The sequence below is a fragment of the Maritalea sp. S77 genome (assembly GCF_049801075.1).
In the GTDB taxonomy this organism is placed as follows: Bacteria; Pseudomonadota; Alphaproteobacteria; order Rhizobiales; family Devosiaceae; genus Maritalea.
Genome location: NZ_JBNAGG010000001.1, coordinates 493,125 through 506,102, shown reverse-complemented (window position 1 = coordinate 506,102; position 12,978 = coordinate 493,125). Strand labels below are relative to the sequence as shown.

Below are 12,978 nucleotides of genomic sequence, written 5' to 3'. Positions count from 1 at the left end.
TCCATGGCGCCAAAAAAGAATAACTCATTGAAAAGCACAGGGCTCGTGGCGGAAAACCGCCGCGCCCGCTTTGACTATGAAATCTTGGATACAATGGAAGCAGGCTTGGTGCTGGAAGGCACTGAGGTGAAAAGCCTGCGTAATGGTAAGGCGCAAATCACTGAAAGTTATGCCTCGCCCGAAGATGGTGAAATTTGGCTTATCAACGCACATATTCCTGAATATTTGCAGGCCAACCGCTTCAACCATGACGAGCGTCGTCGGCGCAAATTACTGTTGAAAAAGCGGGAGATGAGTCGCTTGATGTCCGCTGTTGAAAAGCAGGGCAATACAATTGTGCCGCTCAAACTATATTTCAACGACCGGGGTATGGCCAAGCTACTCATTGGAATCGCCAAGGGTAAAAAGCAGCACGACAAGCGCGAAACTGAACAAAAACGTGACTGGTCGCGCCAGAAGAATCGTTTGTTGAAAGAAATGGGCTAAGCGATTCTATTTGTTTAGAATTTCTCTGGCAGCCCCAAAAACATCACTAAACATATCCGGCGTAAGGACATTGGTGTTCACATTGTAGCGTGAGCAATGATAGCTGGCGAGCAAGGTTTGCCCAGTGGGCAGTTTATGATGTGCGCCGTGCCCGAATTTATAGTCCTTTTTGCGCACGTCAAAGCAGCTCAAAAATGCGTTGTGGGCCACGCTGCCCAAAGTGATAAACACTTCTACATCTGCGTAATGCTTTAGTGTCGCCAGCAAATAGCGGCGGCAATTATTGACTTCGCTGGCAATTGGTTTGTTTTCCGGCGGAACACACCGCACAACATTGATGATTGAGCAGTCTACAAGCTGCAACCCGTCATCAGCTCTATTGCCAAATTCGCCAGAGGTGAACCCGTGCTGATCCAATGTCTTAAACAGGAGGTCGCCCGCAAAATCCCCTGTGAAGGGGCGTCCAGTGCGGTTGGCTCCCTTCATGCCGGGTGCCATGCCAACCACCATTAGTCGCGGGCGCGTCGCAGCCCAATTCGGCACTGGCGCGTTAAAAAAGTCTGGGAATTTTTGCCTGGCGGCGTGTCGGTAAGATTTTAGCCGCGGACAACGCCCGCAATTTTCAGGCGGGTCAATCGCAACCAAAATCAAACCTCACACTTCAAGTTTCGCTAAGAGCTTAGTCCAAAAAGCAATTAAGCGTCACGACCGACCGATTTGGCCAGATCTGCAATATCCATAAAATAATCCGCCTGCCGCCGAAGATCGTCCGAAATCATCGGGGTAGAGGTTGCTTTTGTGGAAACAACAGTCACCTTTTTGCCCTTGCGCTGCAAAGCCGAAACAAGCGCTGTGAAATCACCATCACCTGAAAACAGAACCAAATGGTCGTAGTTATCAGCCATATCAAGCGCATCAATGGTAATCTCAATATCCATATTACCTTTGATTTTACGCCGGCCTTGATTGTCGGTGTATTCTTTAGCTGGTTTTGTCACAACGGTGTAACCATTATAATCTAACCAGTCGATGAGGGGGCGGATCGAGGAATATTCCTGATCTTCCACCAGTGCCGTATAATAATAGGCGCGTAATAAATAGGCCTGACTTTGGAATTCTGAGAGCATACGCCGATAGTCCAATTCGGCGCCCAATGCCTTTGCTGTGGCATAAAGGTTGGCTCCATCCATTATCAAGATGACCTTTTCGCGAGGATCAAACATTAAACAATAGCCTTACTTTGCTTATCAGGCGAATATTACCTGCATTCGTTTGATAAAACATTACTAGTCCATAAGCACAATGCCACATGTGCGGTTCCATGCACACACAGCAAAAAGGCCACCCTTGTCCAAGAGGCGACCTCCGTACTTAACGTAGTCATAAATCATATTTGGTGAATATGTCGATTCAATTATATGAAACAATGTTAATTCATTTATCGGGTTGTAAAATCTAGCAGCTTGGTGTAGATCACCCCACTGATTATCCAAAATTGCGGAGATTTGCTTTGGCGCGCGTTACCGTTGAAGATTGCATTGAAAAAATCCCTAATCGTTTCGAGCTCGTTTTGCTAGCTGCACACCGTGCACGATTGATTTCGTCAGGGGCACCTATCACTGTTGATCGCGACAATGACAAAAACCCCGTTGTGGCTTTGCGTGAAATTGGCGATGGCACAATTTCACCAGGTGATTTGAAAGAAGATTTGATCCACTCACTCCAAAAATATGTGGAAGTGGACGAGCCGGAAGCTGAAACTGCGCCAATGATCGAAAGTCAAGGCGGCGGTGACGACGAAGGCATGGTGTTCGACACAATGAGCGAAGAAGACCTTCTACGCGGCATTGAAGGTCTTTCTCCACCGGATCGTCGGGACGATTAATCTTGCATCTTTCACTGAGCTGCACGATAATGGAAGGGCGCCTTAATCGGCGCCTTTTTTATGATTCTAAGATGCTTTTTGACCGACAAACGGAGCTGCATTTCCGCCCATGATGCGCCAATATGAACTTGTTGAGCTGGTGCAGGCTTATAATCCCAATGCGGATGAAGCGCTGCTCAACAAAGCTTATGTCTATGCCATGCAAAAGCATGGTCGCCAAACGCGCGCATCCGGTGATCCATATTTCGCCCATCCCCTTGAAGTTGCAGCCATTCTAACCAAGCTGCACTTGGACGACGCCACCATCGCCGTGGCGCTCTTGCACGATACAATTGAAGATACTGATGCGACACGCGCCGAAATTGACCAAATGTTTGGTCATGAAATCGGCGAGATTGTTGACGGCCTGACCAAAATTGATCGCCTGAATCTCGGCTCCCGCGAAGAAGCGCAGGCCGAAAATTTGCGCAAACTTCTATTGGCAATCTCGGAAGATGTGCGTGTGCTGTTGGTTAAGCTGGCCGACCGTTTGCACAATATGCGCACCTTGGGCTTTGTGCCGGAGCACAAAAAGAAACGCATCGCACAAGAAACGATGGAAATCTATGCGCCGCTTGCTGGCCGTATGGGTATGCAAGATATGCGTTCCGAGCTGGAAGATTTGTCATTCCAGACGCTGCATCCTGAACAATATGAAGTGATCCGCAACCATTTGAACGCTTATGCGAAAGACAATCGGGCGGTGGTTGACGAAATTCGGATGGAATTGGCGCAACGCTTTGTTGATGCAGGAATTATTGCTGACGTAACATCACGTCTGAAAGCGCCTTTTTCCGTCTTTAAGAAGATGGAACGTAAATCCATCAGTCTTGAGCAACTTTCAGACATTATCGGTTTTCGGGTCATCGTTGACAGCGTAGACATGTGCTACAAAACGCTCGGCGTTGTGCACCAAACTTGGTCAGTCGTGCCGGGGCGTTTTAAAGACTATATCTCAACGCCCAAGCAGAACGATTATCGCTCGATCCACACAACCATTGTGGGGCCAGAGCGGGAGCGGGTGGAACTTCAAATCCGCACCCATGATATGAACTCGATCGCTGAAATGGGGATCGCAGCCCACGCGCTTTATAAAGACGAAATTTCCGGCGATATGAAGCGGCTGGAAAAAGAAAGTCGGGCCTATGCATGGTTGCGCAACACCATCGAGCATTTGACCGAAGGGGAGAACCCGCAAGAGTTTTTGGAGCACACAAAGCTAGAGCTTTTCCAAGACCAAGTTTTCTGCTTCACGCCACGCGGTCGCTTGATTGCGCTGCCTCGCGGTGCCACGCCAATCGATTTTGCCTTTGCTGTGCACACGGACATTGGCAATGCATGTGTTGGCTGTCGCATTAACGGCACGGCCATGCCACTCACCACCAAGCTGCGCAATGGCGATGAAGTGCAAATCGACCGAGACGAAAAGCACCGTCCGCCGCCAAATTGGGAAAATATTGCCATAACAGGCAAGGCGCGAGCGGCAATCCGGCGTTCGCTGCGCTTGGCTGCGCAGGAGCGAGCAGGGCGGCTAGGCAAGCAAATTTATGATGCTTTGCTGGAACGCGAGTCCTTTTCGATTGATCGAAAAGAGCAAGACGCCATGCTCAGCCATCTAAAATATAAAAGCATGCACGCGCTTTATGTCGCGTTGGGAGAAGCCCAGCTTTCAGGTGAAGATTTGGTGCATGAGCTTGACCAGCTAAAAGGCTATGAGCGGACACGGAAGCGCAAACCCTTGGGCTTACCTGTGGGCACCAGCAAGGATGGCTGGTTCTCTTTGGCGCAAGGCGAAAACTTCAAATTCCGTATACCGGGCGGGCAAACGGTAGATGCTGACTTCTTAGGCGGCGCGCAGCTTGAATTTGGTACGCCGGTTGAAATTTCGTGTGAGGGCGTGTTGCCTGGTGACCGTATGGTCGGCATCCTGCCTGACAATGGCGTGCTGACTGTCTATCCAATCGGTTCAGATGCTTTGCTTGAATATCAAGATAAGGATGCGCTTTGGGTCGATGTGTTGTGGGATTTGGACGCTGAAAAGCATGCCACATTCCCCGTCGTGATGGTCGTGCAATCAGTCAACAAGCCCGGCATTTTGGGCCAAATTTCATCCTCAATCGCCTCATGTGAAGCCAATATCGTCAATTTACTGTTTCGCACTGTGCGATCAGATTTCTCAGATATGCTCTTCTGTATTGAGGTGCAGGATATCGCGCAGTTTAATGACGTCACCACAACAATCAAACGCATCGTTGGAATCTCCAACGTGCGCCGTGCCACCTGTGAAGAGGGGGCGCTCATGGATAGTTTGACCCAGCAATATAAGCAATTAGAAACGAAGGTAACCTGATGAACCAGCAAGATGTGCTCGATATTTTCCGCTCCTGTGATGCGCTTTTGGAAGGCCACTTCATTTTATCGTCCGGATTGCGCTCGCCGGTGTTTTTGCAAAAGGCAAAAGTATTCATGCACGCCGATAAGTCGGAAATCTTGTGCAAGGCGTTGGCCGATAAAATTCGCGCCGAGGGCTTTGGCGACGTGTCGCAAATTGTATCGCCTGCTGTTGGTGGCATCATCCCGGGTTACGAAACATCACGTCATTTGGGCGTGCCTGCTATATTCACAGAGCGTGTAAATGGCGAATTCGAATTGCGCCGCGGCTTCCATGTTGAGAAGGGCGAAAAAGTAATTGTGGTAGAGGACATTGTGTCCACTGGCCTTTCAATCCGCGAATGTGTCAAATGCTTGCAAGATTTGGGCGCCGATGTTGTGGCTGCCGCTTGCTTGGTCGACCGTTCAGATGGTGAGGCAGATGTGGGCGTGCCATTGGTGGCGCTAACTGGCTACAAAGTGCCCGCCTATGAGGCGGACCAATTGCCGCCAGAATTGGAAAATATACCTGCGATTAAGCCGGGTAGTCGCGGCTTGCAATAAGGGGCAGAAATTTGATCATCGGCATTGGCAACGATATTTGCGAGATTGCGCGCGTTGAAAAAACGTTGGAACGTTTTGGTGACCGTTTCGTGCAACGTTGCTTTACCGAGATTGAACAGCGCAAGTCAGATCGGCGCGCGCAGCGCGCCGCCAGCTATGCAAAGCGCTTTGCAGCGAAAGAAGCCTGTGCCAAAGCGCTGGGAACCGGAATGTCCCATGCTGTTTATTGGCGCGACATTGGCGTGGTGAACATGCCTTCTGGCAAGCCGACAATCGAATTGACAAACGGTGCGCAAAAAGCACTGGAAAGACTTGTGCCGACAGGCTACACACCCTATCTGCATTTAACAATCACAGACGATAATGGTATGGCTCAAGCGATTGTGATTATCGAAGCTGAGCCAACACGCGCCTAAAACAAAAAGAAAAGCGGAAAATATGTCAGATAAAACAGCAAAATCGGCCAAAAGCGAGATTTGGGAAACCATTGTCGTTTTGGTGCAGGCGCTTATCATCGCATTGGTGATCCGCAGCTTCTTATGGCAGCCCTTTTCAATTCCTACCGCATCGTTGCAGTCTAACCTGCTAATCGGTGACTATATTTTGGCGTCAAAATATACCTATGGCTATTCCAGCTATTCATTCCCGTTCAAAGCTGTGCCCATCAATGGCCGAATTTTTGGCCGCACGCCAGAGCGTGGTGAAATCGCTGTGTTTGAACCTGTGCCGCAGCGTGACGCTTACATTAAGCGCGTGATCGGCTTGCCTGGCGACGAAATCCAGATGAAAAAAGGCGTGCTGCACATCAATGGCGAACCTGTGAAAAAGGAACGCACTGGCACCGCCATCGATACTGACAGCAATGGCATTTCTGTAGAAGTGATCACCTACACAGAAACATTGCCCAATGGCACAAGCTACACAGTGCAAGAGATTTCTGACACAGGCGCCTATGACAATACTGCGGTTTATAAAGTACCTGCAGATCATTATTTCATGATGGGCGACAACCGCGACCGCTCGCTTGATTCCCGCTCTCTTTCAGCAGTGGGCTATGTGCCATTTGCGAACTTCATTGGCAAAGCAGATGTGCGTTATTTCTCAATCAAGGACAATTTGAACCCTTGGGCAATTTGGAATTGGCCCGGCAATGTACGCTGGGATCGGATGTTTGAATCGATCTATCAATGACCCAAGTAGCGCCCAAAACCCAAAAGCTGGTGGAACGGCTCGATTATCAATTTATTGATTTCGAGTTGTTGAACCGCGCGCTAACGCACTCAAGTGCAATTGCGCCGTCTAACCGCACTAAGCAATCCTACCAACGTTTGGAATTTTTGGGCGACCGTGTTTTGGGACTTGTGGTTGCAGAATATCTGCACTTGCATCACAAAAGCGCCAACGAAGGTGAACTATCTCGGGCGTTGAACGCGGTTGTGCGGAAAGAAAGCTGTGCAGCGGTGGCAAGACAATTAAATGTGCCCGCAGCCTTGGCACTTGGCCAGTCGGAAGCACGCACCGGTGGTGCGCAAAAGGAAGCCATTTTGGGCGATGTTTGCGAAGCCATCATTGGCGCAATCTACCTTGATGGTGGGCTGGAACCAGCCAAGATCTTTATTGAGCGCGAATTTGCCAGCTTCTTTAAATCCTCGATGAGTGGGCGTGGCGATGCCAAAACCACATTGCAGGAATGGGCACAATCGCGTGGATTGGACCTGCCCAAATATGAAGAAGTGTCTCGCGAAGGGCCAGATCACGCGCCTGTTTTCACAATCGCAGTGAAGCTGGACGGGCACGAATTGGCGCAAGCCACAGGCAAATCGAAAAAAATAGCAGAACATGAAGCCGCCACTGCATTTTTGGTGCGTGAGAGCATTTGGACCGAAGATGACAAATAATATTGATACACGATGTGGCTTTGTGGCGCTGGTTGGCGCACCTAACGCGGGCAAATCAACATTGCTGAATGCATTGGTGGGCACCAAAGTGTCTATTGTGACCCACAAAGCCCAAACAACCCGCACGCAGGTGCGTGGCGTAGTGACGCTCGAAAAGAGCCAGATGGTGTTTGTGGACACGCCAGGTATCTTTAAACCCAAGCGCCGTTTAGATCGCGCGATGGTGCATTCCGCATGGTCTGGTGCCGCTGACGCAGATGTTTTGGCCTTGATCATCGACTGCAAAAAAGGGCTAACCGGCCAAATTGAAGAGCTAATCGACGGATTGAGCGATTATAAGCAACCCAAGGCGCTCATCCTCAATAAGGTCGATCAGGTTGAGCGCAGTAATTTGTTGGCTCTTGCGCAAGAGATCAATGAAAAGTTGAACTTTGATCAAACCTTTATGATCTCGGCACTCAAAGGCGATGGAGTAAAAGACTTTGTCGATTATTGTGCAGAAGCTATGCCAATCGAACCCTGGCATTTCCCAGAGGATCATCTGACTGATCTAACTTTGGCGCTCACCGCGGCAGAAGTGACACGCGAAAAACTATTTTTGCGTATTCACGAAGAGATCCCTTATGCAGCGACTGTAGAGACAGAGCAGTTCAAAACACAAAAAGACGGCTCCTACCGCATTCAACAAGTCATCTATGTGTCCCGCGATGGTCACAAAAAGATTGTGTTGGGTAAAAACGGCCAAACGATCAAAAAGATTGGCGAAGAGTCGCGCAAAGAGCTGACCGAGATTTTTGAGACCAAAGTTCACCTGTTCCTATTTGTGAAAGTGCGTGAAAAATGGGCCGATGACCCATCGCGCTATCGCGAAATGGGCCTCGAATTTCCGCAATAGGTCCGCGATGGAGTGGCAGTCTGAAGGATTAATCATTGGCACCCGTAGGCACGGGGAAAGCTCGGTGATTATCGAAACCATGACTGCCGAATTCGGTCGCCATCTAGGTTTGGTCAAAAGTGGTCGCTCCCGCAAATATGCTGCATTGTTGCAACCGGGGAACTCGGTCCAATTGGTTTGGCGAGCGCGGCTGGCAGACCATTTGGGAATGTTCACCGTTGAAGCGCTAAAATTGCGCGCCGCTGGTCTAATGGAAAGCCGCCAGCGTTTGGCGCTAAGCCAATTGCTCTGCGAACATTTGCGACTTCTGCCCGAACGTGATCCGCATCCAAGGCTTTATGCTGAGGCGCTGGCCATGCATGACAATGATGCGGACGGCGAAACACTTGCACGCGCTTTAGCCAAATTTGAGATGCGTTTGCTGAACGAACTTGGCTTTGGCATCGATGTGTCAGCTTGTGCGGTGACCGGCGAAGAGGAGGGGCTATGCTATGTGTCTCCACGCACTGGCCGTGCGGTTACAAAACCAGCGGGTGAAGCCTATAAGGATAAGCTGTTTGCTTTGCCGGACGTGCTTGGGGGCAGCCTTGAAATGGACAAAGCAGATGCGATAGACGCTGCATTTCGGCTGACCGGGCATTTTTTGCACCTGCATATTTGGTCGCCACGGCAATTATCCCCACCTTCTATGCGTCAGGGCCTAATCGAAGGCCTTGTAAAAGCGCTATAATCAAAGTGATTCGGAACGACTAAACCAAAGGGATCCCCATGGGAGATCAAACGCCTGTTGATGGCGGCGGTGAGCTGCCAACAATTGATTTGCGCGGCGCGCTTGAAGAACGCTATTTGAGCTATGCGCTTTCCACCATTACCCAGCGGGCGCTGCCCGACGTGCGCGATGGCCTGAAACCTGTGCACAGACGTATCTTGCACGCTATGCGCTTGCTGAAACTTGACCCCGGGCAGGGCTATAAAAAGTCAGCGCGTGTGGTTGGCGATGTGATCGGTAAATATCACCCGCACGGTGACCAAGCAGTCTATGATGCTCTGGTGCGCTTGGCGCAAGATTTTGCTGTGCGCTATCCTTTGGCTGACGGGCAGGGCAACTTTGGTAACATTGATGGCGATAGTGCTGCTGCGATGCGGTACACCGAAGCGCGCCTTACTGGCGTCGCGGCCAGATTGCTGGAAGGCATTACCGAAGATGCTGTCGATTTCCGTGAAACCTATGATGGCGAAGAAGAAGAGCCAATCGTTCTGCCAGCAAATTTTCCGAACTTGCTGGCAAACGGGTCTTCCGGCATTGCCGTGGGGATGGCGACGTCAATCCCACCACACAATGTAGCGGAACTTTGCGATGCAGCGCTGCACCTCATTAAAACGCCAAATGCCCGCACAGAGACTTTGGTCAATTATGTGCAGGGTCCAGATTTTCCAACGGGCGGTATTCTCGTTGATGATCGGGACACGATCATTCACGCCTATGAGACAGGCCGTGGCGGCTTTCGTTGCCGCGCGCGTTGGGAAACCGAAGATCAGGGGCGCGGTGGCTACCAAATTGTCGTAACCGAAATTCCATATCAGGTCCAAAAATCGCGGCTGGTCGAAAAAATTGCGGATCTATTGTTGGCCAAGCGCCTGCCACTGTTGCGCGATGTACGCGACGAGTCGGACGAGAACATCCGTTTGGTGCTGGAGCCGAAAAGCCGCACCGTTGACCCCGTACTGCTTATGGAGTCGCTGTTTAAGCTGACAGATCTTGAAAGCCGAATCTCGCTCAACATGAACGTGTTGGCGCATGGCACAGTGCCAAAAGTTATGGGGTTGGGCGAAGTGCTCCTTTCGTGGCTGGAGCACCGTAAAGAGGTTTTGGTTCGTCGATCTAACTATCGCTTGGGCCAAATCGAACACCGCCTCAATGTGTTGGGCGGCTACTTGATTGCTTACCTCAACATTGACGAAGTGATCCACATTATCCGTGAAGAGGATGATGCAAAGAAAGCGCTGATGGCGCGTTTTGAGCTGAACGACGTGCAAGCTGAAGCCATTTTGAACATGCGCTTGCGGGCATTACGTAAGTTGGAAGAGTTCGAAATTCGCAAGGAATTCGACAAGCTCAGCGAAGAAAAAGACGGTCTTGTGGCCTTGCTCGGTTCAACCGAAAAGCAATGGGAAGTCATTGCAGAGCAAGTGCGCGAAATCAAAAAAGAATTCAACAAAGACACCGAGATGGGCAAGCGGCGCACCACATTCGAAGATGCGCCTGAAGCGAATCTGGACGACATCCAAACGGCAATGATTGAGCGCGAGCCAATCACTGTCATCATGTCGGAAAAGGGTTGGATTCGTGCACTGAAAGGCCACACGACCGATTTGAGCTCTGTTCCGTTTAAGGCGGGTGACAAGCTGAAATTATGGGCACATGCGCAAACCACCGACAAACTTCTGATGCTGTCGACCAACGGTCGAGTTTACACGATTTTGGGCGACAAGTTGCCCGGTGGTCGTGGACACGGCGAGCCAGTTCGTATTCTCGTGGATATGGAAGAAGGTACCGATATTGTGGATTTGGTGGTCTTTAAAGCCGAGGCGAAACGCTTGATTGCGTCTGATTTGGGCAATGGCTTTATTGTGCCGGAAGAGGGGATGATCGCCAACACCCGTAAGGGCAAGCAGGTGCTGAATGTGTCTGGCAAAGTTGAAGCCAAAATCTTCGCCCCAGTCGAAGGCGACATGGTTGCCGTTATTGGCCAAAACCGGAAATTGTTGGTGTTCCCGCTGGATCAATTACCTGAGATGGGCCGCGGCAAAGGCGTGCGTTTGCAGCGCTACAAAGATGGCGGCGTGTCTGATGTGAAAACCTTCAGCCGTGAAGAGGGGCTAACTTGGACCGATAGTTCTGGCCGCACTTACAAGCGCGAAGCTGACGAGCTTATGGAATGGTCTGGCGAACGCGCCCATGCGGGACGTCAGCCACCGCCAGGCTTCCCGAGAAACAATAAGTTCAAGGGCTAAAGTTTCAAGATCCCCGTGCATACATAGCGCGGGGATTTTTTATTCATTAGAAGATTGAACGATGAAATCCGTATAAAGCGGAAAATGGTCCGAACCGCCGCTTGGCCCCCGACGCGCAGGCGTTGCCACAACATCACCGCGACTCATCAGCTGATCCAATTGCAACCAAGCAGGCATCGGGATGGGATAGGTTGGGGGCGCTGGCCATGTGGGAATACCCTTCGCAATACGTCGCAATGACGCCCGTTCGATGAGGCCTTTTAGGGAATACGAATAGGGGGTAGAGTTGAAGTCTCCCGCCACCAACATTGGCCCTTCAACTTGTTGCAAAGCAGTGATGAAAGTGTCCACCTGCTGCCGTTGCCGTGCAATGGGAATTGGCCAATCGAAGTGGGTCGTCACCACATTGAAGCTTTCATGTGTTTCCGTGGCCGGAAACTTCACTGATATAATCGAGGTCCGCTGGTTTGCGGCCAGACTGTCCATGCAGTCATTGCCCGGTTGAGGCGCGAATGGGAACTTGGCATAAAGCGCAATAAATGATCGGCGACCACCTTGGCAATGCAAAGTATAAGGATAGGTCTCGGTCAATCGTTCTTCAAGTCCGGCGCGATGCCATCGCCAAAATTCTTGAAAAACCACAATGTCTGGATCAACTTCCAGCACACTCAAGGCCAGCGCGTTCAGATCGTCATTTTTTGCAAAAATATTGAATGTCATCAAGCGTAGGCTTTTGTCTGTGTCGACATCAGGCGTTACCTGCCGAACACCAGCCAAATATTCCGGCAAAACGATGGAAGTTGAGGCCAGAAATCCTGTGGCGCTGAGGGCAATCACAAAGCCGCGTATCGGCTGCCTGCGCAAAATAAACGGCGCTATCAATAGACACAAAATGCCGCCGGCTAACCAAATCGGCTGTAGATGGTTGAACACATCAAATGGCCAGAGTGCAAAACCCAAAAAGCCAACAATCGCCGCAAGCGCAAAAAAGCCTGCAGTCGCGGCAAAGCCAAAAATGACAAAGCTATTGAACGCTTTGCGCATAGAACCCTCGTTTATCAGGGAAGATTAGTCTTCCAATGGTGTCCAGCGGTCGGCCTCGGTGAGAACTTCCAACGGTTTATAGTCTGCCTTATAGGCCATTTTGGGCGAGTTTTTGACCCAATAACCTAAATATAGGTGCGGCAAACCAGCCGATTTGGCGCGAGCGATTTGATCCATGATCATATAGGCACCAAGACTGCGCTTGTTCGCAGCCGGATCAAAGAAGCTGTAGACCATTGAAAGCCCGTCTGGCAGCACATCGATCAGGGCAACCGCGAGGAGCGGATTGAGCTCCTCCGGCTCAAGCGAGCGCTTGCGATATTCAACCACCACCGTATGAACTGGGGTGTCTTCCACCATATATTCATAGTCAAATGCGGTCATATCAGACATGCCGCCACCAGCATGGCGATCATTTAGATATTTGCGGAACAGGCGATATTGTTCACGCGTGGCAGCGGGAAACACATCTTGCGTCGTCAAATCAGCGTTTTTGCGCAAGATGCGGCGTTGCCGCGCATTTGGCGCAAACTCGTCTGCGATCACACGTGCGCTTTGGCAGGCAGTGCAGCCTTCGCAGGCGGGCTTGTAGACGATATTTTGACTGCGCCGAAACCCATGCAATGACAAGAGGTCATGCATCTCACCCGCACGTCGCCCACCAAGGTGCGTGAACACTTTGCGTTCCGTACGATTGGGCAAGTAGGGGCAGGGGCTGTCCGTCGTCAGATAGAACTGAAGTTCAGCGGTGCGATGTTCTGTCATCGTCCGGACCTTGGTTA

Annotated in this window: 14 protein-coding genes; 10 read left to right on the top strand and 4 right to left on the bottom strand. The window is 50.7% G+C overall.

What is annotated here, in order from left to right; all coding sequences use genetic code 11:
- Window positions 1–3: 3 nt before the first annotated feature.
- Window positions 4–486: an SsrA-binding protein SmpB gene (gene smpB, locus ACP15Y_RS02365; protein WP_424981406.1), complete on the top strand. Its 483-nt coding sequence runs from the start codon at window positions 4–6 to the stop codon at window positions 484–486.
- Between the two features lie 6 nt (window positions 487–492).
- Here the strand turns inward: smpB and ACP15Y_RS02360 are convergent, their stop codons facing one another.
- Together ACP15Y_RS02360 and ACP15Y_RS02355 are read right to left on the bottom strand one after the other, a co-directional pair.
- Window positions 493–1,029: a uracil-DNA glycosylase gene (locus ACP15Y_RS02360; protein ID WP_424981405.1), complete on the bottom strand. Its 537-nt coding sequence runs from the start codon at window positions 1,027–1,029 to the stop codon at window positions 493–495.
- 152 nt (window positions 1,030–1,181) lie between these two features.
- On the bottom strand, window positions 1,182–1,709 hold the full coding sequence (locus ACP15Y_RS02355; RefSeq protein WP_424981404.1) for an NYN domain-containing protein: 528 nt from the start codon (window positions 1,707–1,709) through the stop codon (window positions 1,182–1,184).
- A 287-nt stretch (window positions 1,710–1,996) separates the two neighbouring features.
- Between ACP15Y_RS02355 and rpoZ the strand changes: the two genes are divergently transcribed.
- From rpoZ to parC, 9 genes are all read left to right on the top strand, one after another.
- A complete protein-coding gene (gene rpoZ / locus ACP15Y_RS02350; RefSeq protein WP_424981403.1) occupies window positions 1,997–2,371 on the top strand; it encodes a DNA-directed RNA polymerase subunit omega in 375 nt (124 codons plus the stop codon).
- Between the two features lie 109 nt (window positions 2,372–2,480).
- Window positions 2,481–4,760: a RelA/SpoT family protein gene (locus ACP15Y_RS02345; protein WP_424981402.1), complete on the top strand. Its 2,280-nt coding sequence runs from the start codon at window positions 2,481–2,483 to the stop codon at window positions 4,758–4,760.
- Entirely contained in the window at window positions 4,760–5,344 is a 585-nt protein-coding gene (pyrE, locus tag ACP15Y_RS02340) for an orotate phosphoribosyltransferase (protein ID WP_424981401.1), read from the top strand. Before ACP15Y_RS02345 ends, pyrE begins: the two co-directional genes overlap by 1 nt.
- Window positions 5,345–5,355: 11 nt before the next feature.
- On the top strand, window positions 5,356–5,760 hold the full coding sequence (gene acpS / locus ACP15Y_RS02335) for a holo-ACP synthase (protein WP_424981400.1): 405 nt from the start codon (window positions 5,356–5,358) through the stop codon (window positions 5,758–5,760).
- A 22-nt stretch (window positions 5,761–5,782) separates the two neighbouring features.
- Window positions 5,783–6,535 carry a signal peptidase I gene (gene lepB, locus ACP15Y_RS02330; RefSeq protein WP_424981399.1) on the top strand — a complete coding sequence of 251 codons (753 nt, stop codon included), beginning with the start codon at window positions 5,783–5,785 and terminating at the stop codon, window positions 6,533–6,535.
- Complete coding sequence (rnc, locus tag ACP15Y_RS02325; RefSeq protein WP_424981398.1) at window positions 6,532–7,242, top strand: ribonuclease III; 711 nt, start codon at window positions 6,532–6,534, stop codon at window positions 7,240–7,242. Before lepB ends, rnc begins: the two co-directional genes overlap by 4 nt.
- Window positions 7,232–8,137, top strand: coding sequence for a GTPase Era (gene era, locus ACP15Y_RS02320; RefSeq protein WP_424981397.1), 906 nt, complete (start codon window positions 7,232–7,234; stop codon window positions 8,135–8,137). The genes rnc and era overlap by 11 nt, the downstream gene beginning before the upstream one ends.
- Window positions 8,091–8,867, top strand: a complete 777-nt coding sequence (recO, locus tag ACP15Y_RS02315; RefSeq protein ID WP_424981396.1) for a DNA repair protein RecO — start codon at window positions 8,091–8,093, stop codon at window positions 8,865–8,867. Before era ends, recO begins: the two co-directional genes overlap by 47 nt.
- 38 nt (window positions 8,868–8,905) lie before the next feature.
- Window positions 8,906–11,152 carry a DNA topoisomerase IV subunit A gene (gene parC / locus ACP15Y_RS02310; protein ID WP_424981395.1) on the top strand — a complete coding sequence of 749 codons (2,247 nt, stop codon included), beginning with the start codon at window positions 8,906–8,908 and terminating at the stop codon, window positions 11,150–11,152.
- Window positions 11,153–11,191: 39 nt separating this feature from the next.
- Here parC and ACP15Y_RS02305 read toward each other — a convergent pair whose 3' ends face one another.
- Window positions 11,192–12,196 carry an endonuclease/exonuclease/phosphatase family protein gene (locus ACP15Y_RS02305; protein ID WP_424981394.1) on the bottom strand — a complete coding sequence of 335 codons (1,005 nt, stop codon included), beginning with the start codon at window positions 12,194–12,196 and terminating at the stop codon, window positions 11,192–11,194.
- Between the two features lie 24 nt (window positions 12,197–12,220).
- Entirely contained in the window at window positions 12,221–12,961 is a 741-nt protein-coding gene (locus tag ACP15Y_RS02300) for an arginyltransferase (protein WP_424981393.1), read from the bottom strand.
- Window positions 12,962–12,978: the final 17 nt, after the last annotated feature.